The 22,633-nt window shown below is 49.2% G+C and carries 18 protein-coding genes and 1 pseudogene; 10 read left to right on the top strand and 9 right to left on the bottom strand.

The genetic code is table 11. The features are described 5' to 3' along the window. Positions 1–45 precede the first annotated feature (45 nt). Positions 46–2,415 (bottom strand): 4Fe-4S binding protein, encoded by a 2,370-nt coding sequence (locus tag QGG23_05510; protein MDP6048882.1) that lies wholly within the window; start codon positions 2,413–2,415, stop codon positions 46–48. A 93-nt stretch (positions 2,416–2,508) separates the two neighbouring features. Here QGG23_05510 and QGG23_05505 point away from each other — a divergent pair, with 93 nt between their 5' ends. Together QGG23_05505 and QGG23_05500 are read left to right on the top strand one after the other, a co-directional pair. Next, positions 2,509–3,621, top strand: coding sequence for a (Fe-S)-binding protein (locus QGG23_05505; protein MDP6048881.1), 1,113 nt, complete (start codon positions 2,509–2,511; stop codon positions 3,619–3,621). Between the two features lie 366 nt (positions 3,622–3,987). After that, positions 3,988–4,965 carry a nitrilase-related carbon-nitrogen hydrolase gene (locus QGG23_05500; protein MDP6048880.1) on the top strand — a complete coding sequence of 326 codons (978 nt, stop codon included), beginning with the start codon at positions 3,988–3,990 and terminating at the stop codon, positions 4,963–4,965. 38 nt (positions 4,966–5,003) lie between these two features. Here the strand turns inward: QGG23_05500 and QGG23_05495 are convergent, their stop codons facing one another. Continuing rightward, positions 5,004–5,129 carry a hypothetical protein gene (locus tag QGG23_05495; protein MDP6048879.1) on the bottom strand — a complete coding sequence of 42 codons (126 nt, stop codon included), beginning with the start codon at positions 5,127–5,129 and terminating at the stop codon, positions 5,004–5,006. Positions 5,130–5,286: 157 nt separating this feature from the next. Here QGG23_05495 and menA point away from each other — a divergent pair, with 157 nt between their 5' ends. Further along, on the top strand, positions 5,287–6,828 hold the full coding sequence (menA, locus tag QGG23_05490; protein ID MDP6048878.1) for a 1,4-dihydroxy-2-naphthoate octaprenyltransferase: 1,542 nt from the start codon (positions 5,287–5,289) through the stop codon (positions 6,826–6,828). A 281-nt stretch (positions 6,829–7,109) separates the two neighbouring features. On the opposite strand, the gene QGG23_05485 is transcribed toward menA, so the two are convergent. Continuing rightward, positions 7,110–7,541, bottom strand: a complete 432-nt coding sequence (locus tag QGG23_05485) for a Zn-ribbon domain-containing OB-fold protein (protein ID MDP6048877.1) — start codon at positions 7,539–7,541, stop codon at positions 7,110–7,112. Positions 7,542–7,546: 5 nt separating this feature from the next. Further along, positions 7,547–8,713: a thiolase domain-containing protein gene (locus QGG23_05480; GenBank protein ID MDP6048876.1), complete on the bottom strand. Its 1,167-nt coding sequence runs from the start codon at positions 8,711–8,713 to the stop codon at positions 7,547–7,549. A gap of 144 nt (positions 8,714–8,857) precedes the next feature. On the opposite strand from QGG23_05480, the gene QGG23_05475 reads away from it, so the two are divergent. Further along, positions 8,858–10,498, top strand: a complete 1,641-nt coding sequence (locus tag QGG23_05475) for a long-chain fatty acid--CoA ligase (protein ID MDP6048875.1) — start codon at positions 8,858–8,860, stop codon at positions 10,496–10,498. An 86-nt stretch (positions 10,499–10,584) separates the two neighbouring features. Here QGG23_05475 and QGG23_05470 read toward each other — a convergent pair whose 3' ends face one another. Both QGG23_05470 and QGG23_05465 read right to left on the bottom strand, forming a co-directional pair. Then, on the bottom strand, positions 10,585–11,355 hold the full coding sequence (locus QGG23_05470; protein MDP6048874.1) for a glutaminyl-peptide cyclotransferase: 771 nt from the start codon (positions 11,353–11,355) through the stop codon (positions 10,585–10,587). 497 nt (positions 11,356–11,852) lie between these two features. Next, positions 11,853–12,686, bottom strand: coding sequence for a class I SAM-dependent methyltransferase (locus QGG23_05465; protein MDP6048873.1), 834 nt, complete (start codon positions 12,684–12,686; stop codon positions 11,853–11,855). Positions 12,687–12,946: 260 nt separating this feature from the next. On the opposite strand from QGG23_05465, the gene QGG23_05460 reads away from it, so the two are divergent. After that, entirely contained in the window at positions 12,947–13,636 is a 690-nt protein-coding gene (locus tag QGG23_05460; protein MDP6048872.1) for a class I SAM-dependent methyltransferase, read from the top strand. On the opposite strand, the gene QGG23_05455 is transcribed toward QGG23_05460, so the two are convergent. The 3 genes and pseudogenes from QGG23_05455 to QGG23_05445 form a co-directional block, all read right to left on the bottom strand. Next, complete coding sequence (locus QGG23_05455) at positions 13,629–14,687, bottom strand: HesA/MoeB/ThiF family protein (GenBank protein ID MDP6048871.1); 1,059 nt, start codon at positions 14,685–14,687, stop codon at positions 13,629–13,631. The two genes, QGG23_05460 and QGG23_05455, sit on opposite strands and share 8 nt — an antisense overlap. A 79-nt stretch (positions 14,688–14,766) precedes the next feature. Then, complete coding sequence (locus QGG23_05450; protein ID MDP6048870.1) at positions 14,767–15,045, bottom strand: MoaD/ThiS family protein; 279 nt, start codon at positions 15,043–15,045, stop codon at positions 14,767–14,769. Further along, positions 15,045–16,259 (bottom strand): annotated as a pseudogene (locus QGG23_05445) (threonine synthase). The gene QGG23_05450 and the pseudogene QGG23_05445 overlap by 1 nt, the downstream one beginning before the upstream one ends. 263 nt (positions 16,260–16,522) lie before the next feature. On the opposite strand from QGG23_05445, the gene QGG23_05440 reads away from it, so the two are divergent. The 5 genes from QGG23_05440 to QGG23_05420 form a co-directional block, all read left to right on the top strand. Continuing rightward, positions 16,523–17,518 (top strand): polyprenyl synthetase family protein, encoded by a 996-nt coding sequence (locus tag QGG23_05440; protein MDP6048869.1) that lies wholly within the window; start codon positions 16,523–16,525, stop codon positions 17,516–17,518. Positions 17,519–17,577: 59 nt separating this feature from the next. Next, the gene (locus QGG23_05435) at positions 17,578–18,768 is read left to right on the top strand and encodes an NAD(P)/FAD-dependent oxidoreductase (protein MDP6048868.1); all 1,191 of its coding nucleotides are present in this window, start codon (positions 17,578–17,580) and stop codon (positions 18,766–18,768) included. Then, positions 18,765–19,595: a formate dehydrogenase accessory sulfurtransferase FdhD gene (gene fdhD / locus QGG23_05430; protein ID MDP6048867.1), complete on the top strand. Its 831-nt coding sequence runs from the start codon at positions 18,765–18,767 to the stop codon at positions 19,593–19,595. The genes QGG23_05435 and fdhD overlap by 4 nt, the downstream gene beginning before the upstream one ends. Positions 19,596–19,919: 324 nt before the next feature. Beyond that, entirely contained in the window at positions 19,920–21,125 is a 1,206-nt protein-coding gene (locus tag QGG23_05425) for a hypothetical protein (protein ID MDP6048866.1), read from the top strand. Between the two features lie 181 nt (positions 21,126–21,306). Further along, the coding region (locus QGG23_05420; GenBank protein MDP6048865.1) for an aldehyde ferredoxin oxidoreductase family protein at positions 21,307–22,633 on the top strand (1,327 nt) is incomplete at its 3' end.

The following is a 22,633-nucleotide window of genomic DNA, read 5'->3' as shown; positions in this document are numbered from 1 at the left end:
AATCAAAACACCCGAACGAGGTATATCTTTCTCAATATAAAAGAGCTAAATTCCAAGGCGAGATCTTACAGCCTTAAGCTCATCTAGATTTAGAGGACCCAGATCTTTAATAGTAGAATGGTGATTCTCAAAAATTCGGGCAATGTTTTTGTAGGCTGGGAGCTGAATGAGGCTGTAATAAAGGCGCATCCCGTCGACCCCTATGTCCTCTAATTCGTCCCCAAACGCTTCTATTCGCTTCTTCATGAAGTCCTCGTCAATGGCCTTAGTTCCCTCAATAAGGATAACCCCGTCAGCTCCTGCGGAGAAGGCATCTAAGATATGGCCTATGCTAAGGAATGCGGTGGTAGGTACTTGGACTACTGTTACGCTCTCGGGATATTGGGCCCTGTCGAGGCCAAGGAAGTCTACACCAGTGTACCCGATGGTCTTCTCAACAAAGGCGATGAGCCTCAACTCTCCCTCCTCCTTATCCATCAGGCCTCCCCTAAGGGTAGCCCGGAGCTGAGCCCTCGTCGAGTTCTTGAAGTCGATGGCTTCATGTGGGCAGATAGGGACGCACCCCCCGCAGCCGTTGCAAATGAAGGGATCGATCTCAGCCTTCCTGTCCTCAAGGATTATTGCGGCGACGGGGCAGACAGGGACGCAATCGCCGCATCCGTCGCAGGTTCCCGGGTCCACGTAGGCCTTCTCGGGGCTCGCAAAGACCCTCCCTTTCCCCAGGAAGGTAACAACTTTGGCAGCCACTCCGAGGCTGTCAGTGACTGTATCCCTCAGGTCCTTGGGGCCCAAGGAACATCCGCACGCATATATCCCGGTCTTCAGGGACTCGATGGGATCGAGTTTGGGGTGCTTTTCCTGGACAAAGCCGTCTTCCCCTAAAGGGATAGAGGCCGCTTGGGCGAGCTCTTCTAGACCTTTTGGAGGGATCATCGCGACGGCGAGGGCTATCGTATCAAACTCCTCCTCCAAGACTCTTCCGGTGAGGGTATCCTCTGCTCGAACCACTAGCCTCCCTGAGCCGCTGTTCCTCCATACCTCGCTGGCCTTCCCCCTGACGAAAATGACCCCCGCCTTCTGTGCCCTCCAATAGAGCTCCTCATAGCCCCTGCCTGCAGCGCGGATATCAGTATAATAAACCCAGACCTCCTTTCCCAGCATTTCCCGGAGCATTATAGCCTGCTTAATGCTATACATACAGCAAATCCGGCTGCAGTAGGGGATGTACCGGTTTTTATCACGGGATCCCGCGCAGAGCACCATTGCAATCTTTGTGGCATCCTCACCGTTGCTGAACCGGGTCATCCGGCCCCTGGTGGGTCCAGTAAGATTTGTGAGGCGCTCCAGCTCAAGCATCGTAATGACGTCAGAATAGACTCCGTAGCCGTACTCGGCAAGGTCGGCGGCGGGATATTGCCTGAAGCCCGTGGCAAATACGATGCTCCCCACCTCGAAGGTCATGAGGGCGCCCTCGTCGTCAAGACGGATGGCGTCACTTGGGCATTTATCGGCGCATAAGCCGCATCTGGTGCAGTGGTTAAAGTCGATGGTGTATATAGAGGGTACCGCCTGAGGGAATTGAAGGTATACCGCGGGTCGTTCTGATCGCCCCTCGTTATACTCGTTAGGGACCTTTACAGGGCATACCCGGGCGCAGATAGAACATGCTGTACAAAGCTCGGGGTCTACTCCACGGGGCTTCCTTTGGACGGTGACAGAGTAGTTCCCAGGGCGACCTGAGACGGACTGCACTTCAGAATAGGAGAGGAGGTTAATTCTAGCCTTCCTTCCCACCTCGGCGATCCTGGGGGTTATAATACACTGAGCACAATCCATAGTAGGAAAGACCTTGGTGAGTCTCGCGGCATGCCCCCCGATGCTAGGCTCTCTCTCCACGAGGTGGACCATCCGGCCCTGCGCCTCGAGCTCGAGGCTAGCAGTGATCCCGGCGATGCCCCCCCCTATTACTAAGACCTCCTCAGAGGCTCCTTCACTAGTTTCCTCGAGAGGATCCAGGTAGAGGCTCCTCTCATAGCTCCCTCGTATGATTCGCTCTGCCTTACGGGTAGCCACCTCGGATAAGTGGGGTCCATGGACCCAGCTACACTGCTCCCGGATATTGGAGAACTCTAAGAGGTAGGGATTGAGACCTGCTCTCTTCAGGACCTCTTGGAACGTATGAAGGTGCATCCGGGGAGTGCAGGCGGCTACTACGACCCTGTCAAGCCCATGCCTCTCGATGTCTGCTAGAATTGTTTCCTGGGCCGGCTTGGAGCAGAGGTAGTTATCCTTCCTTATGGCCGCGATATTGTCCCACTCCCTAACATGGTTCCGGATCTCCTCGACGTCCACAACATCACTGATGTTTCCCCCGCACTCGCAGAGGTAAACCCCAACCTTAGATTCCGCGGCCATCGTTATCCTTTGGTCTCGGTAACTAACACTATAAAACATTCATGTGAAAGCCTGCAACAAGAATTAAATCAAGTCATCCTTGAGTTAGAGGAGATGGCGGAAGCCCAGAAATTCATCCATGAGTTCAAGCTTTTCAAGTGCATACAATGTGGGGTCTGCACAGGGAGCTGTCCTGTGTCTGCTAAGGCGGGTCTCAACATCAGACAGCTGATGCGGGAGATTAATCTCAACAGGAGAGTTGAGATCCCACCCGAGGATGTCCTCTGGAGCTGCACCACCTGCTCCGCCTGCGAGGCCCGATGCCCTAAGGAGCTCAGCCCATATAAGGTCATATTGGAGATGCGAGGGCTCGCCGTAGAGGGGGGAATGGTCTCATCGACGGTGAGGGACGCACTGGAGAGTGTCTTTAAGCATGGGAACCCCTGGAGTAGAGGGAGGGCAAAGCGTTCCGAATGGGAGGAAAGTCTTGACGTCCCTGAGTTCAAGAAGGAAACCGAGTTCCTTTACTATGTAGGATGCACCCCAGCCTACGATCCTCGGGGTCAGAAGACAGCAAAGGCCCTTGTGAGTATATTCTCCTCGGCGGGGGTTGACTATGGTACCTTGGGGGATAAGGAGACCTGCTGCGGGGACACCGTCTACGGGATGGGGGAGAAGGGTCTCTTTGAGATGGTCGTTGAAGACAACACCGAACTATTTGAGGAGCGCGGCGTCAAAAGTATGGTCACCACCTCCCCCCACTGCTTCAACATGTTCAAGAATAGGTACGGCAACCCCAGCTTTGAGGCGCAGCACTACACTCAGCTCCTCGCAACCCTTATTGACAAAGGGAAGCTCAGGTTTTCTAGAAGTTTCCAAAAGACCGTTACTTACCACGACCCGTGCTTCCTAGGGAGGCAAAACGGGATCTATGAAGATCCCCGAAAAGTATTGAAGGCCGTGCCGGGGTTGAACTTTCTAGAGCTGGATAGATCTAGGGAGAGGGGGCTCTGCTGCGAGGGAGGGGGTGGAAGGATTTTGGTAGATATACCAGGGGAAAGACTTGCTGAGAGGAGGATAAGGGGCGCCGTCGAGGTGGGGGCAGAGATAATTGCAACGGCTTGTCCCTTCTGCCTATCCACTCTGGAAGATGCGGTGCTGACGTCGGGACTTGACCACTCCGTTAAGGTCATGGACATTGCGGAGATTATTGCCAAGGTCCTGTAATCTCACGGAGGGATAGAAAAGCAAGTTGGTATTATCGCGAAAGTCAAGTAGCAGCATACCCTCACTTAGACATTTGTTTGAACACCGCGCGCAGGATATAGGAGGTAGATCTTTAGGCTCCAGCGGGAGATCTCAGTTGAGAATATAGATGCGTTAGTGATATTTTATCCCTAGAAGAGAAGATTGCCCAGGCCCCTCCCATCAGGAGCCAAGCCAGAATTTGAGATAAAGATGCAACAGAATAGCAGAGCACGTAGATTTATAATCAAAATGGGATTCAAAGTAAAGCGTGAAGTAATGATGGAGGTATAAGACCCATAGACACCGAGGTCCTCTGCTTCACGGAGATCTTGAAGGTAAATTTGTTTGATTGACAGATACACAGCGGCGATCATCCAGTTCAAGAGGATCAACCCAGAGGAGATTCCCGACGTCAAGAAACGGGGGAATGAAAACCTGAAGAATGTCCTAGAGACCTTTGAGAGCCTCGAAACCTGGGACCAGATCCTTCCGGTCAGGCTCGCTGTTCTCCCGGAGAATATCTTGAGGCATGAGTTCGACACCCAATGCTCAAGCCAGGAGGAACGGGTCAAAACCGCTGTGCTAGTGCCTGGGGATGAAACAGATAAGATCGCAGAGAAGGCGAAAAAGCATAATACATATGTCTCTGCATCAATCCACGAGAGGGACCCGGAACACCCCAACTACTTTTTCAACACAGCTTTCATTATGAACCCTAAGGGCCGGATCATCCTCAAGTACCGCAAAGTGAACCCTTGGATCCCCCTTGAGCTCTCCACAAGCCCCCACGACGTTCTCGACGACTACAGGGCCCCCCTGTTTCCAGTGGTAGAAACGGAGCTGGGAAATCTGGCCTGCCAAATCTGCTACGATCAGTTCTTTCCTGAGGTTGCCCGACAGCTCGCGTTTAACGGGGCAGAGGTCCTCCTTAAGCCTACCATATTTCCCCCCTATCCACAGCAGTTCATGTTCGATCCCTATGATTGGTACACCATAGTGAACAGAATGCGATCCATCGAGAACATGCTCTACGGGATAAACTGCAACGGGGCAAAGTACGGTCTCAGCATGATTGTAGACTACCTAGGGAGAACCTTGGCCCAGGCAGCAAAGGGGCGTCAGATGACCATCGGAGCCACTATCGACGTCGACGAGCTCAGGGATTATCGGAAGAAGACAAAGCTCCACAACATGCTCCAGCAGGTAAGAACCGAGTGCTACACCTACCTTGACGCCAAAATGTGGCCTGCAAACAAGCCCCTACTCAGAGAGGGGGACTACGGAGAGTGGGCTCCGAAACCCCCCTTCTACTCTGAGAGATAATTTAGGAAACGAGGATTTTTATTCCATCCCGACCCTCTTTAAAGGGGCTGACGGTTGATGCCGACGACGTCCGTTACTTCCTTGTTCAAGTTACCCCGAGGGACGAGCCCCTTCATCAGATTAGTTTTATTCTCCAGCCACATATAACCCAAATCTTTGTGCATAGTCAGATGGTTCACGACATCTAAGATCTCAGTGTATTTGATGCTGTATGCGAGCCGATCAGTAATCTACCATACATTCGAATTCTAACATCAGCTCACATTATCCAAATGCGCGAAGTTTATTAGTTTAAACAGGTTTGGGTGGATAATTACTGGTGTGTTGGATTTGACAGAGTTACATAATCATGATGAAATTTTATCTACGATGGATGTTGTGAATACCGCTTTTGTTTCTACGGCTGCTGGCTCTGAGATCAGGTCAAGGATGATGCATTACTGGAATGATGAATCCTTCAACATTTATCTCGCCTCTATGAAGGGAGACCCTAAGACCCTCCAGATCACTGAGAACCCCACGTTATCCCTTTTGATTCTGAATCAAGGGGAGAACATTAACGAATCTGCTGAAGTCGAGGTAACGGGAAAGGCCTACCTTTTGAAAGATGGATCTGAGAAAAATGAGGCTTTCAAGGCTCTAGCAGGGAGGTCCCCCGTAGTGGGATATCTAAAACAGACAGAAAGCTTGGACCTATTAGACTGCATCAAGGTGGTCCCCCTACTGCTCAAATACCGCATCTTTGGGGAAATCGTCCAAGGACAGCCGCCCACGGTGCTTGAATTCAGCGAGAATGTGGTTGAATCAAACGAATGCAGTCAGCTAAGGAGTAAGCTCAGACACTGGACAACTGCACTAAGGTTCCTGAGTCTAGTTTCCGTCATAGTCCCTATCATATTAGGAGCATCCATCGCCTGGATGCGGAATGGCGCATTCAACCTAACCTATTTCATCTTGACCCTAATCGGGGGACTGGCGGTCCAAGCCGGATCCAACGTGATCAATGACTATTATGACTATAAAAGTGGCAACGACAACGTGAACAGGGAGTACGTCAGGCCTTTCAGTGGAGGGAGTCGAATGATCCAGTTGGGGCTCTTAACACCCCTTGAAGTTCTCTCCGGAGCCTTAGCCCTCTTCGCATTAGCCACTGGCATAGGGCTTTTTCTATCCTGGAAAATCGGGTATACGATCCTTGTCCTGGGCATCATAGGCGTCTTCTCGGGTTACTTCTATACGGCCCCACCACTGAACCTCGCCAGCAGGGGTATCGGAGAGGCTGTTGTCGGGTTAAACTTTGGAGTCTTGATGGTCCTTGGATCTTACTACGTTCAGACTGGGACTCTGGCGGTTGAGCCGTTAGTGGCATCCATCCCCGTCTCGCTCCTTATCGCCGCCGTCCTTTACATTAACGAGTTCCCCGACTACGTCGCTGACAAGGCAGTAGGAAAGGACACCCTAGTTGTACGGCTGGGCAGGAACAGAGCAGTTTTCGGATTCATGATGATGTTCATAGGGACATATGGAGCTCTGGCATTGGCTTTGTTGTATCAAATTCTTCCAATTTATGCCTCGCTCGGTTTCCTTACCATCCCTTTTGCGGTTAAAGCAGTGGGATATGCAACCCGGTATCATTCAAAGTCCTTCGACCTCGTCCCCGCAAATATCCTGACAATAATTACTCATCTTTTCACGAGTCTCCTCCTGTCCCTAGGATACCTAATAGAGGGATTGGGACCAGAGAATCTGGGGCTTAGCCTCCTCATCGGTGGAGCCTATGCAGTCTTCATAATCTACATGTATAAAGACATGGAGAGGAAGAAAAACATCTTTCTGGGTCTGAAGACAAGCTTACAAACGTAAAGCGGTGGGGCACATTAAGTGCTAGGGTGTAATGGACAAGTTTTGTTTTCACGCTTGGCCTCCTCCGTATAATCTTCTTTTCCGCGAACTTATCGAGACTCCAGCTTCTACTGTCCACAGCCTTTTTAATAACCTCTTGGCTAGGTCAAATAGAGTAACCCCTAAGCGGGCAAAACCAAAAGCGCTCTTATCCCGTGGCCCATATTTCTGGGCCACAGACCTATTAATCCCTAGATTAATCCTGGGAGATATTTTTAAGATGCAATGAAAAAAACTTTTGACTATCTGGGGACAAACCAGTAGGAAGGCTCCCCGTCTACGGTCATCCCAGCCACCAGACGGACGTCCATTCCAACCTTCACCTCGGTGATCTCGCTCCTCTCCATCCAAGCTAGAACCTTGAGGCATTCAACAAGATCCACAATGACGATAGTGTACGGGGGATGTTCCTGGAAGGAGACGGGACGGGCAATTACGTGTGTGAATGCCACCACTTCTCCCCTGCCATCAAGCTCCACCCACTCTATGTCCGAGTCTGTGCACTTGAGGCAGTCTCCTACGGGAGGAAATGTGAGGGAACCGCATGACTTGCAGCGTGTTGTCCTAAATTCCCCTGCCTCGAGATAGTTCCAGAACTTATGGATCTTGTCGGTGGGTATAGTGAACTCTAAGTTTAGTGGTTTGGATTTTATCGATGGCCAGCTATTCCACACTTTTGTCACCTCTCCAGGATCGTGACATAGCAATAATGGCCCGTGCCCCCCACGTTATGGGCAAGGGCTAGGTTGTTATTGAGAGGGACCTGCCGGTTCCGGGTATCGGCCTCGTTTCTAAGCTGCTTGGTGAGTTCATAAATCATGGAACAGCCGGTGGCACCGACTGGGTGACCCTTTGCCTTAAGTCCCCCGTCTACATTCACTGGGATCCTGCCCCCAATTTCAGTCTCCCCTTCCCGGAGAAGGTCTGCTCCTTGGCCTCTCTCGGCTAAGCCTAGGTCCTCATATGCAAGGAGCTCGGCGATAGTGAAGCAGTCATGAACGTTAGCTACGTCAAGGTCTCCGGGACCTATCCCGGCCATCTTATAGGCCTTCTGGGAGGCTGTGACGCTGGCTCTGAGTCCTAGGAAGTCGGAGCGTTTACTGAGGTTCGCGGTATCAGAGGAGTGACCCACCCCTTTAACCCAGATGGGGGTCTCAATGCCCAGCTCCTTAGTCTTTTCCTCTGATGCGAGGATAACAGCGGCAGAGCCATCGCAGATGGGGCTACAGTCATATAGCTTGAGGGGCCACGCGACGAGGAATGAGGATAGGACCTGGTCCATGTCGGTCTCGCTCTGAAACCGCGCATTGGGGTTCATGGCACCGTATCTATGGGCCTTGATTGCGACCTCGGCGAGGTCCTCCTCAGTGGTCCCATATTTAGCCATGTGGGCGGAAGCGTAGAGTGCATAGTAGGCTGGGAAGGTCATCCCGAAATTATGGAACTCCCAGAGATAAGAGCCTGCACGTCCGATCATCTCAATCATGGTAGGGGTATCCACCTCTGTCATCTTTTCCATTCCAACGGCCATGGAGAGGTCCGACATACCAGAGGCTACGTTCAAGTAAGAAGTGTAGAAAGCGGCGCTCCCCGATGCGCAGGCAGCCTCGCAACGAACCAGCCCAGCGCCTGTAAATCCATTGTACTCCGCGGCGACTACGGCAGGGAGTGACTCCTCGTACATCCCCCCGACGGTGGCGTAGGAAACGAAGTTGATGTCGGGTATGGATACTGTGGCGTCCTCGAGGGCGGGTTTGACGGCCTCGTAGGTGAGCTCTGAGAGGTTGACGTCCTTCCGGACCCCGAACTTCGAATGACCAACTCCGATCACAGCAACTTTTCTCAAGAACTATGCACCTTGGAGAGGCTCCGAAGGAACCGATTTAACTCTTCCGTCACCCCTTATTGAAGTCTTTGAGTTAATCCGCCGTTATAAATCGATGATTCTTTATAGGAAAATTTAGAGATTCTACGGTTGAAGGGGTATTTAATGGAAAAGCCTGAAAAGTGGCCGGAAGGGGTCCCGTTCACACTTGAGTATCCCGAGGTCCCGCTTTTTACTTTCTTAGATAATTCAGCGGAAAAGCACCCTGATGCAATCGCCATTATCTTCCAAGATAAGAGGATCACATATAGTGAGCTCAAGGAGGAGGTGGACAGATTCGCGACGGCCCTCCAGAAAATGGGGGTAATTAGGAGGGCCAAGGTGGCCCTTTTGCTCCCCAATATCCCCCAGTTCGTGATAAGTTATTACGGTGCGTTAAAGGCAGGGGCCATAGTCGTTCCCATTAGCCCCCTCTATAAGGAGAGGGAGGTTTTCCATCAGATCTATGACTCCGGGGCCAAAACCTTGGTGGTGCTAGACGTGCTATATCCCGCTGTGGAGAACGTGAGGGGAGAGCTTGGGCTGGAGAGGATCATCGTGACCAAGATCAAGGACTATATGCCCTCCTTGAGAGGAGTGCTGGGTTCTCTGCTAGGGAAAGTTCCAACCTATAACGTGGAGATGGGTGCCAATATACACCAGTTTCTTGATCTGATCAAGGGTTCTCCCTCAAGCCCGGAGCCTGTCGAGGTAAACCCAAAGGATGACCTAGCACTGCTCCAGTTCACCGGGGGCACCACGGGGGTCCCTAAGGGGGCCATGCTGACCCACTATAACCTAGTCTCTAACGCGCTGATGTGCAACGCCTGGTTAAAGGCGCAGGAGCGAGAGGAGATCCAAATCAACGTGATCCCCCTCTATCATATCTATGGTATGACGGTGACTATGAACAACGCGATTGCCTCCGCGGCAACCATGGTGTTGTTTCCCAAGTTTGACGCCAATAAAGTGCTAAGTGCTATCCAGAAGTATAAGGCCACTATTTTCAGCGGCGTCCCCACTCTTTACACCGACCTAATCAACCAGCCGGATATATCAAATTACGACCTCTCATCCATCAAGTTTTGCATCTCTGGAGCCTCGCAGCTTCCCAGGGAGATCCAGAATAAATTCATGGATCTGACAGGAGGGGTCCTGATAGAGGGATACGGGCTAACAGAGGCTTCGCCAGTGACTCATGCGAATCCATTAGATCCGACCTTGGAGACAGTGAAGATTGGCTCCATCGGCTTCGCCTGGCCTGATACCGAGGCGGGAATCATGGACACAAAGACAGGAGAGCTGCTGCCCTATGGGGACATCGGAGAGCTGGTGATCAAGGGCCCCCAAGTGATGAAGGGGTATTGGAACATGCCTGAGGAGACAGCCGATGTTTTGAAGAACGGTTGGCTTCACACGGGGGACATTGCCCGGATGGACCCGGAAGGCTACTTCTTCATCGTGGACCGGAAGAAGGATCTCATAAAGTTCAGGGGCTATAGCGTCTATCCCAGGGAGATTGAGGAAGTCCTCTACAAACACCCGGCCGTAAAGATCGCAACGGTAGTAGGGAAGCCAGACGATCTGAGCGGAGAGATTCCAAAGGCGTTCCTGGTGCTCAAGGAGGGGACCGAGGCGACTGAAGAGGAGATGATTGAGTTTGTCAGGGGTAAGATAGCACCTTACAAGAGGATTAGGGAAGTGGAGTTCCGAGACGAGTTACCCATGACTATGGTGGGTAAGGTACTCAAGAAGAACCTCAAGTAGACGAAGCGTGAATAGTATCCTAGGGAAAAATCCTATTACTTTTTCGTTTATTTAACTTGACGAAATGCTTATCATGCGAGGTAAGATCACCTCGATGACTTGAGCTTAATCTCGAACAGTAGGGGCCAGAACTTCCCCGTGAGGAATAGGTGTCCCGTCTCCCTATCGTAGGCTATCCCATTTAGGACATCGATAGAGGTCTCGTTACCGATGAATTCTTTAAGCAAGCCTAGATCGATCCATCCCAGGACAGAGCCGCTTAGGGGGTCGATTCTGGCGATCATGTCTGTCTGCCAGATGTTTGCGAATATCTGCCCGTCAATGTATTCCAGTTCATTTATCTTCGTGACCGCTTTATTGCCGTCTTGAACCTTTACGGTTTGGATTACCTGGAATGTCTCTGGATCGAGGAAACGTAGTGTGGCGGTCCCATCGCTTAGAATAAGGCTAGAGCCGTCGCTGGTGATACCCCATCCGTCTGAGATTATCTTGAAACTGCCTAAAACATCAAGGCTACTAATGTCATAGATGAAGCCTACTCGGGACTGCAAAGTAATTTGGATGAGCCGGCCCCCGTGGACGGTTATACCCTCACCGAAGAAAAAGGGGGACATTTTGTGGATCCTAGTTATTTCCCCAGTCTCAAGTTCCACAATACGTACTGAGGAATGGCCCCGGAGCCCAGTTCCCTCGTAGATGCGTCCTCCGTAAAACACGAGGCCTTGGGTGAACGCTTCTGGATCGTGTGGGAACGTGTTTTCGAGGGTATAGGCGTACTCCGGAGCAGGTTCATCGGTCTGGGTTAACAGAGGATAGGATAGGGCACCCATGAGGACACCGCCTAAGAGAAGTAACATGAGACGACCCCTTGAAATTGGATTTCTTGAGTTCACCCCAACCAAATTACCATCATTTCCATCAAAGTACAAGTTTACGGCTTATAAAACGAAGAAAAAAAGAACCAGCGCGAGCGGAACCATTAGACACATTGGCCATACCACAAATACAACCAGGAGATTACTCAGATATGAATTCCAGCCCTTAGAGCTTCATCATCTCCATATCAAGTTTGAGCCCAATAAGATCGGAGGGGGGAATGTGCTTAAATAAATTTGAATGATGGGAGAGGATCATCGCGCGTAAATGGAAAAAGATCCTCCACGCATAAAAACAGGGATTCTATGCGGCGTGAACTACAGGATCGTCTTGCACTGTGCATAGATAAAAAGTCATACTTTTGGGGAGAGGAACGACAATGCGCCCGTATCTCGCACCCGATCTTGAACTACATTTCCTTTTTTCTTGAAACCACTCAGAATCAGAATTAATTGAAGAATAGAGAAAAGATGAGGGGCTATTTCCCTTTGACTCCGATAGCTAAAACATTGTAGGTAGTATGTTTAAACCCACGAGAACCTGATAATTTCCTGCACTCAGCCATCAACTCATCTTGAATGCTATTGACTGCATCTTTTGGCAGTCCAGAGTTCCACATATCCCACAACATTCCTTTCTTCATCCAGAATGATGGATCAACAAATAGAATTTGGTCTCTACCGTATATCATATGGTCTTTGAAACCAGCAGATTCAAAGAGATCAACAGCATCCTCGAGCTGGATGAGTTCGTTACGGAACTCAACCACCGCCTCCATGAACGTGGGATATTCAGGATGGCGGCTTGCGACCTCCATTGCTATTTTCAGAATCTCCCTGTATACAGAGCCTCCATAAAATAGTAATGCAGCTTCTCCTCCGGGCTTCAGTACTCGGTGCATTTCCGTTAATGCTTTCTGCTTGTTGGGAATAAAGGGTAGGGTCTGATTTGAAAGGACAAGATCAAACATTGAGTCAGGAAAATCTAGTTGCTCGGCGTCTCCCGTAGAAAATTTGATGTCGACGAGACCCAGCCTCTCCGCATTATTCTTCGCCTGAACTATCATGAGCTTTGAAAAGTCGATTCCGTAGATGTTTCCGCCGTCTTGAATTTTCTTTGCTAGTTCAAAAGTCGAGATTCCTGTACCACATCCTACATCTAAGCACACAGGTTTTTCCGGTATATTGATTTCCCTCAGGAGGAGGCGAGTGAACCTAATCATAGATGGGCCTGCAACTTCATCGAAGCTGGACGATAGCTCATTATACGCATCTTTCAGCTTTTCCTTCTTTAATAAAGCGCTACCTACCATTCACTGCACTTATATGGATTAGGGTAGAATAAAGAAAAGAGTTTGGTGCAAAAAATATATAGAGAAAAATCCTTTTTCAAACGCCTCACATAGTCGAAAACGGATCAATTTTCAGGCAACATAAAAAGACAGATTTTGAGGATTCACATAGCCGGATCAAGCTAAAAGGCGTTCCTAGATTCTACCTCAACAGACCCCGTACATCCAAATGAGACACTCGAGAACCTTATCAGCTAATAACAAGAGAAGAACCTGGAGATATGTCCATCTGGTACGAGGTAGAAGAAGCCCTTGAAGCAATCATCGATGACTATATCAGAGTGAACCACCTCATCTCACTTTTTCAAGATGACAAAGCCAGGCTCAAAGGCCTTAAAAAAATGGGCCCACAAAACGGGGTAGTCCTTGAACTAGGATCAGGCCCCGGCAACTTTACTAAGATGCTTGACTCTGTCGTTGATGGCCAGATCATCTGCCTTGACTACTCTCGGAAGATGATCGCACACGCTAGAAAGGGCGAATATAAAGACCGCTCACATCATATACGAGGCATATTCGAGCGCCTCCCAATTAGATCCAGCTCCACGAAATGTGTTACGGCATCATATGCCCTGCGAGACTCAAAAGATAAACCTACAATGTATGAGGAAATAGGGAGAATCCTAAAAAACAAGGGGTCACTCACCATAATTGACATAGGCAAACCAGACAACCCCATAATTCAGCAAGTATTCTCTTTATACATAAAATATATCGTTCCACTCATCGCGGGTTTAGCCACGAGACACGGATACAAAAACCCGTGGAGTATCCTTTTTCAAACCTATCAGCTCCTCCCAATCAATAAAGATCTCCAACGCCTCATAGAAAACTTGGTTGGACCAACAGAAAGCAATAAAATGGCACTAGGAGGTTTAATTATTCTATCAGCCATGAAAAAGGCTAGATAGATAGGATTTCGGATCTGATCCTTCTTGCAACCTCGGGCCCGTTAACGCCCTCGATTACCGTCACCCCGCTGCTCAACACGCTCCCCTTCAACGCCCCTTTTACAAAACTCGTTCCAAACTTGGCTTTCACGGTAATATGGAAATTCAATAACTCTAACTTTGCATTCAAGGATGTCAGATCGATACATAGGTCCTCGTCAGGAGAGAAAACAAAAACCCGTTTCCCATCCCGGCCACAGATCTCCTCTAATGAGTTGTTTTTAAGGGGAACAGGTTCAGAGGTGGGATTTGACCCACAAACGGGGCAGGAAGAAACCCTTGCAAGTTCAATTCTCTCAAATGACAGGTCTTCCAGATCACAGTACATTATAGCGCCGGCTAAATTCGGTTTCCTCCCCATAATTAACCTCACTGTTTCAGATACTTGGATACTCGCTATGATGTTGAGGATCGACGGATGCACTCCTGCAACTGCACAGGTAGGCAAATCATCGTCATCGATTCCCCCCTGGAAACACTCAACGCATGGAGTCTTTCTGGGAACAATTGTGGAAGTACTTCCAACATTTGTAATAGCCGCACCAAACACAAAAGGGATATCCAACTTAACGCAGGCCCGGTTCAAAGCGTATCGTGGAGTCATCATGTCCAGCCCGTCTACAACAACATCCATCCCATTAACAATCCACTCTGCATTTCCTGGTGTCACACTCATGGGGATCGGCTCAACCTCGATGTGGGGATTAAGACCACTAACCCTCATAGCAGCCGCCTCCACCTTGGGATATCCTAACATTTCCATTCCGTAGAGATGCTGCCTCTGAAGATTAGACGCCGCTACAATATCTCGGTCTACAACCCTGAGATGGCCTACTCCCATTGTCGCCAACTTGATTACGATGGGGCTCCCTAGCCCACCCAAGCCAATAACACAGACCTTTGCATTCTTCAGTTTCCTTTGCCCCGAAAGTCCGATGCTATCAAGAACGATCTGCCTAGAGTAATATTCTATCTCTGCATCTAAGAACCCCGGTATATTGAACCTAGCCAATTATCTCACCCCGTAAGGTCACTGGATACATCCTTAACATTTACAAATCAAGAACTTAAAAGTAAAAAAATTCCTGGGATTATCCCCCACTCACGGCCGGGAGAAGAGCAACGACATCACCCTCATGGAGCACGGTGTCTAGCTTATCCAGGAAACGATAGTCTCGCCCATTTACATAGATATTTATGAAACGCCTAGGTTGCCCTCCACTATCGAATAAACGGACCCTAAACTCCTCACCATGTCCTGAAGCCAGCGTATCTAACACCTGACCCAGTAAACAGGCCTCCACAAGAACCCGCTTCTCCCCAGCTATACGAGTCAATTCCCCTGCGAGCTCTACGGATACACCTACTATTAGTCGTTCCCCCCATGGGATTCTTGGAAAGCCTTGAGAGACGGAGGGATCACTGCGGGGAACACTAGCCTGCCTTGAAGGGTATCAGCAGACTTGAATCCATTACCCGTCACGCAGCAGACTATGATTTCATCCTCACTGATCACACCGGATGCGACCAGCTTCTGTAACACCGCTATCGTAACACCCCCCGCAGGCTCCGAGAAAACGCCTTCAGTTGATGCAAGGAGATCGATGGCATCTAGAATTTCATCGTCACTGGCTGACTCGGCCGTCCCACCAGACTCCCTTATAGCTTTGAGAACATAATAGCCGTCCCCCGGGTCTCCTATGGCAAGACTCTTAGCCACCGTATCTGGGTGTTCAATCGGAGTTATTTCCTCATCACCCGCCTTGAACGCATCCACGATAGGCGCACAACCCTCTCCCTGCGCCCCTATAAGCCTGATACGCTTCTCTTCTATGAGTCCCAGCCTCATGAACTGGTCAAAACCCCGCTTAATCGCAAGCATAAGAGCCCCGCTCCCCAGGGGAACGATAATGCTATCCGGAGCCCTCCAACCTAGCTGTTCACAGACCTCAAAGGCAATGGTCTTGGAACCCTCTACATAATAAGGTCTCAAATTGATATTTGCAAAAGCCCAGCCCCTCTCCTCAGCTACCTGAGCCGCAAGTCGATTTGCCTCATCATAAGTCCCAGCTACAGCCACGATATTTGCCCCATAAGTAGCTGCTTGGAGTATCTTGTTTGACTCAGTGTTTCCTGGAACGAAGACGTAACAAGGAAGTCCAGCTTTTGCGGCATGAGCAGCTACTGCAGCGGCCAGATTACCGGTTGAGGGGCAGCCAACAGCCTCCACACCAAATTCTCTCGCTTTAGAGATAGCTACCGAAGAGGGGCGGTCTTTAAAGGAATTAGTGGGATTAACTGTATCATCTTTTACATATATATTTTTCAGCCCTAACAAACCGGCTAAATTATCACATCTATGGAGCGTCGAGAATCCCGTGCCGATATCGACGATAGATAACTTGTCTAGGATAGGCAGTAACTCATAATATCTCCAGAGATTCCTATCCCTTGCTGCTATCATTTCCCGGGTGATCTTAATTGCTTCAAAATCATAAGAGACTTCGAGAGGCCCAAAACATTTCTTGCAAGCGTGTATTAGAATCTGAGGGTACTCAGCGCCGCATTCCCGGCAGATGAGGCCCTTTACGTAATTTTTGAGTGTTTATACCCCCTTTTGATACCAAGGGAGACAGTATTCCATTATTTAATTATTTCCTTTCAGAATTATTCCGTAAGGAATATCCAAAGATCTATATTTGGTAAAAGATACATGATAAAAAAACGGATTAAGGACAAAATAAAAAAGATTAGAATAAATCCCCCCCGACGAACCCTTAAGTTAAAATAGATAGGATGCCGGATAATTACGGACTTAGAAAAAACCAATAGAACCGGGGATTTACTTTGTTTGATTTCGATGAAGATCTGAGACACAAGGTAGAATTTGTTAACCAGTCAATTCTGGATCTTGACCTGTCAAATATACATCCAATCCTCGCTGACCCCTCCAGATATTCTATCACTGGAGGCGGAAAACGGCTGCGGCCTATATTATGCATGCTATGCGCTGAAGCCGTGGGAGGCGACTACAGGGATACTAGAGAAGCATTCCTCGCCCTTGAGTTGATTCATAACGGCACTTTGGTTCATGACGATATCATTGATGCGGACCTTTTCAGGCGGGGCACCCCCTCGGTCCAGATGAAGTACGACACTAATAGAGCCGTCCTCACGGGAGACGCTCTTCTCAGCCTGGGTTTAAGATATGCTAGTATGACGGGCAATCTAAAAGTGGTCCATATGCTCGCAGAGACCGCCCTCAAAATGGTTCAAGGAGTGGCCCTCCAAACCTTCTTCAGGAGGGAAAAGGTAGCTGAAAGCACATACCTAAAAATCAACTATCTCAAGAGCGGAAGCTTGTTTGAGTGTGCTGCGGCTCTAGGGGGTATTGTCTCCACAGATATATTGGTTGAACATGAGGCACTCAGTGAATTTGGGAGAAACTTCGGGGACGCTTATCAGATAAGGGATGACATCCGTGGTATATACGCAGAGGTAGAACAGGGCGATCTGCCGAGGATCGATCTTCTAAATGGAGACATATCCCTTCCACTTATCTACGCCCTAGAATCTGAGGAAATATCCAAGCAAGATATAAGCACTTTGATGATGCCGTACCTCGGGGAAAATGAGTCAGCAGATATCGAGGAGATCCGACGCATCTACAAGGAGTCGGGGGCGCTCAAAAGATCTATGGATAGGATGAGGGACTACGCAAAAGAGGCCATAAAATGTCTTGATGGTTTAGATGACGGTAATTCCAAAAGCTCTCTCATTCAGCTCATGGATCAATACTACTTAAGTTTCATCCCTGAAAGTAGGCTGGAGGTCATCCTTTGACTCCACATCCTGGACAATTGCGGTTTGTTGATTAGGGGATTGTTAGGAGGTTTTTGCTCTTGTATGATGTTATTGTGGTCGGTGCTGGGCCCGCAGGGTCCTCTGTGGCCAGAGGGGCGGCAGAAAAAGGATTGGATGTCTTATTAGTAGAGAGAGAACTGGAGATCGGTGTACCAGATAAATGTGGGGAGTTTGTGCCTTCCCTGAATGAGATGCGCCGCCTGACTCCGGATGCAAAGAATCTAGACAAATATTTCGATCCGCCTCAGGATGTGATTGTTAACCGAACTAGGTATGTTAGATTTATTTTCCCAAATAGAAAGGAGATCTGCGTCGAGTTTGAGGGCGTGGTGATCGAGAGAAAGCTCTTTGATAAACACCTTGCTAATGAGGCGGCGAGGGCAGGGGCGGATGTGGCAACATCTGTAAAAGTCGTAGACTTACTCAAAAAGGGACGAGGGATAAGGGCAAAGACTCTATCGGGCCTCGTCGAGCTAGAGTCAAAGGTTGTCGTGGCAGCTGATGGAGCATATTCATTGGTGGCCCGTAGAGCCGGACTCCCATTGTCAAATAACCCAATGGATTATGGTGTCGGATTTCAGTATGAGATGGTTAACGTCGAACATGATCCTGATTATGTAGATATGTATGTTGGAGAGGATGTCGCACCCGGGACTTATGCATGGATTATCCCAAAGGGTCCTGATGTTGCTAATGTAGGTACGGGTGTTCGGATACCTTTTGTTAAGAGGGGACTGAACGTCCGAGATTATCAGAGAAGGTTAGTAGATAAGCATCCTGTTGCGTCACCAAAACTTAGGAGGGCTAAACCTATGGCGGTTAAGGCGGGATGTATCCCTGTGGGTGGTCCTATCTCGGAAATGGTGGTCGGGAACGTACTCGCGGTTGGGGATGCGGGAGGACATACCGTTCCGACTGTGGGTGGGGGAATCCCGACTGGATTGGTGATCGGGAGCATTGCAGGACAGGTGGTGGCTTCCCATATTCTTGAGGGGGAATCGCTCTCTGCATTCGATGGAGCTTGGAGAGTCGAGATGGGAGAAACCCTTGAGAACTCGTTGAGGATACGGAAGATGAGTGATGTTGTATTCAAGAACGCGAGGATGATTGATTGGGTTACCAAGAGGGGGTGGCTTACTAAAGAGATGATCGACAAGTTCATAATCTGTGAGATGGACGCAAAGATGAAGCTAATTGAAAAGTCTCTTGGCATTATTAGGCGCGGGTGACTGCTCTTTTAGGGGAGACCTCATTAGATAGAGGGGTTGACGCTATATCGTCTATCAAGATAAAGATACGCCGTTTTGAGTTGGATTCTGGGGAGATTCTGGATAGGGAAGACAGGATAGCTGCGGATGCAGCTATCTGCATCTTCATCAATGGCGAGCTGTTCAGGACGTTGCTGGCTAGCCCCGTAATGATAGAGGAGCTGGTGGTGGGACATCTCCTGGGGGAGGGTATCATCGAATCAACGGATGAACTGGTTAGTGTGGAGGTCTTACCCTTAAAAGTCTACGTGGAGCTAAGGGAAGAGGTGGACCTCAAGCGTCTGACAATGGGGAAGGTTGATCTCATCACGACGGCTTGTGGGGCCGCGGTTTCCCCCAGCAAGCTCAGGGGATTAGGACTCTCAGCGGCCTCAATGAAGGGGACGATCGGCGCTGAGGGCATCTGGCTCATGGCGCGAGAGCTCAACTTGAGAAGCGGAACGTACAAAAAAACGGGGGGGACTCATTCTGCGATGCTATTCTCGTTGGAGGGAGATCCGCTTTATTTCAGTGAGGATGTGGGGAGGCATAATGCTGTGGATAAAGTGGTTGGCGCAGGAGTCATCGGGGGCTTGGATTTCCGGAGCTGTGTGTTGGTCTCGTCTGGGAGGCTATCTGGGGAGATTGTGTTGAAAGCTACGAGGATGGGGATACCAGTGATTGCTTCAGTGTCTGGTCCATTGGAGTCTGGTATCAGGATTGCAGAGTCTGCAGGGATCACGTTAGTGGGGTTCATCCGGGGGCGTAGGTTTAATGTGTATTCGCATAAGGATAGGATTGTATTCTGATTCCCGTCGCGCGCGAATGGGTTCAGTGAGTGTTTGAAATTAACGGGTAGGGATGTTTCTCGCGGTATGGGGTTTTTTCATTGATTATTCGTAATGGTCCTTTTTGTTTTTTCTCTTTAAAGTGTGATAATTGTTTTGATGGTTTTTGTGTTTTTTGGGGGATTGTTTTATGAGGGATAATGATTTTTTAATAGGTTATGTTAATTTCTATGTAAGAAGTGTATTGATTTTGAGCTCTTTGTGTAAAAGGATAGTGTATAACTAATAAATGAACCTTCGGAGTATTTTCTAGGCAGTCAGTATTATTTGAATGGAGGGTATTGTTTGCAAACAGATCTACATCCAGAGGTTCTTCTCTGTCCTAACTGTAAGGAAGAGGTTCCAAAGACGCTCTATTGTCTGAACTGTGGTTATCCACTGTATAAGGTCAACGTAGAAAGCGAGCCGGCGGTGGAGAAGGACTCTTCAGAGCACGTTGCTGTCGTTGAAAATGAGGCCGTTGATGAGGTTGTGGAGATTGACCCTGAGCCTACGGAGTCAATTGAAACCATGGTTACATCGGATGAGATAGTAGAGGTCGCTCCTAAGACTATGATTCCAACAGTGGTCAATGAGGATGTCAGTGAAATTGTTCCAGAGTTCGTTAAAGCCATGGTTACACCTGAGGAGAACGTCGAGGTCATTCCTGAGACTATGATTCCAACAGTGGTCAATGAGGATGTCATTATAACGGTTGATCCGGCAGATGAGAATATTACCTCCGTTGAGGAAGGCCCAGTGGTGCCTGAATATATTGAGCTTCTTTCCACCCCGCAAGTAGAATATGAGGCTGCAAGGGAGCCAATTGTCGATTTGAGTGTGGAGGTCGAAGATCCAGTTGTCGAGACCATTGGGGTAACTGAAGAGAACAAAGCTGTAGAAGATGAGGAGGTCTTAGTGCCTATAGTAGAAAACGATGAGGCTGAGCTGGTGACGGTGCTAGAGTACGAGCCGGACCCTGTGGTCAAAGAGGTTATGGAAAATCTGGCAAAGAACATCTCGATGAAGATCAAACTGGTTGATCTCCTGAGGACCGGCGGCGTAAAGTCTGAGATATTCAGTAAGCTCTTCGATAGCTATCTGACCCGAGGGGAGCTCCTCATGAACAGTCGGAGCGAGATGCTAGAGAGGGTTAGGTACGACTTAGGCTCTATGGAGAAGGCACTTAAGAAGGCGAAGGAGGGCCTCGAGGAGTTGGTTATTAGGAAGACAATCGAGGACGTCTCTAAGGAGGAGTATGCGGCAAAGGCACCAGGATTCCAGTGGGACATCAATCAGTATAAGGACGAGGTAGGTAAGAAACAGGCGGAGAGTTACTATCTTGAAGACATCAAGAGAGTGATGGAATCTGATGGGATCAGCGAGCTCATCGGGATCGGAGAGGGCTGCTTTGAAGACCTAGATGGGCTGGTCGACTCCGATGGGATCAACGACGAATCCGCGGCTAAGATCAGAGTCTCTCTTGAAGAGGCACTGGCTTGCATAAGGTAAGATTTTTCCTACCGTTTTTTCTCTTTTTAAATAAAATCGGATAGTTTCAGATGTTGGGTATTCGCAAATGATTCAAATAGAGCGGACCAATCTTCTGAAAAGCCTAGCTTTATCTAAGGTGTGTATTGCTTCAGATCATTCAACAGTTTTATTATTTTAAAGTAGAATCAGTAGGTGAAACATGGACGCAAGCTCTGAGACTGGATTTAATCTACTCAAAGTCGATCTCACCTTAGGAAAAATTGGCGTCGAAAGATTAGATGCTGAGTTGACCCAGAACTATATTGGAGGAACAGGAGTGGGCGTTAAGCTCTTTGTTGATTCTCATCCAAAGGGCGTCGACCCGATTGGCCCCGATAATAGTACCATCATAGCTACCGGACCTCTGACGGGTAGTCGGGCTCCTACCAGTGGACGTTTCTCCTTGGTTACTCGTTCGCCTTTGACGGAAACGATATTCGACTCGAACTCCGGGGGGAATTGGGGGGTGAAGTTAAAGCGTTGTGGCTTCGATGGCGTCTGGATAACAGGGAGATCTAAGGACCCTGTTTTTCTGAAGATCTCTACGGATGAGGCTGAGCTGAGGGGTGCTGACACCCTTTGGGGGAAGGATATCTCAGAGACCTCCAATGCGTTAAGGGCGACTGAGGGGGACAGCATAAGTGTTCTGGCTATCGGTCCGGCGGGGGAGAATTTAGTCAAAATCAGCTCAATAATGAATGATGAGCATCGGGCTTTTGGGAGGGGCGGCGTAGGGGCAGTCTGGGGATCCAAGAACCTCAAGGCGATGGTCGTAGAGCGAGGAACCAAGTTGGCAGAGGTTTCGAAGCCTGAAAGTTTCCAACGTTATATTGAATCAGCGTTCCGGAAGATTGTGCAAGGCCCTATCACTGGCCAGGCACTACGATTGTTCGGCACGTCTGTGCTAGTAAACATCATCAATGAGTTTGGCCTATTCCCGATTAAGAACAATCAGTCAGGCTGCGACGTTAGAGCTGAAAACATCTCCGGGGAACGTATAAAGGAGAATATCTTCGTAAAGCCTGAAGCTTGTTTTAATTGTCCTATCTCCTGTGGTCGGGTTACAAAGACAGCGGGGCGATCTGGCAAGGGACCAGAATATGAGTCTGTCTGGGCGTTGGGTGCGCAGTGCGGGATCTTTGACCTGGAGGCCATAACTGAGGCCAACTATGAATGCAACTTGCTGGGCCTTGACACGATTTCTACAGGTGCCACAATCTCGTGTGCAATGGAGATATCAGAGCGGGGCTTTTTGGAGGGCAAGATTGGGTTTGGGGACGCTAATGTACTTCAGCCCCTTATCAGGAAGATTGCATTTAGAGAGGGCATAGGAATGGATCTTGCAGAGGGTTCGGTTAGATTCGCAAGAAAGCAGGGGGCAGAGGAGTGTGCCATGGCGGTTAAAGGTCTTGAGCTCCCAGCATATGACCCCAGGGGCTCCATGGGTCAAGCTCTATCATATGCAACTTCGAACCGAGGGGGATGCC

The organism is Candidatus Bathyarchaeota archaeon, assembly GCA_030739585.1.
Classification (GTDB): domain Archaea; phylum Thermoproteota; class Bathyarchaeia; order TCS64; family TCS64.
This window is presented reverse-complemented; position numbering and strand designations above follow the sequence as displayed.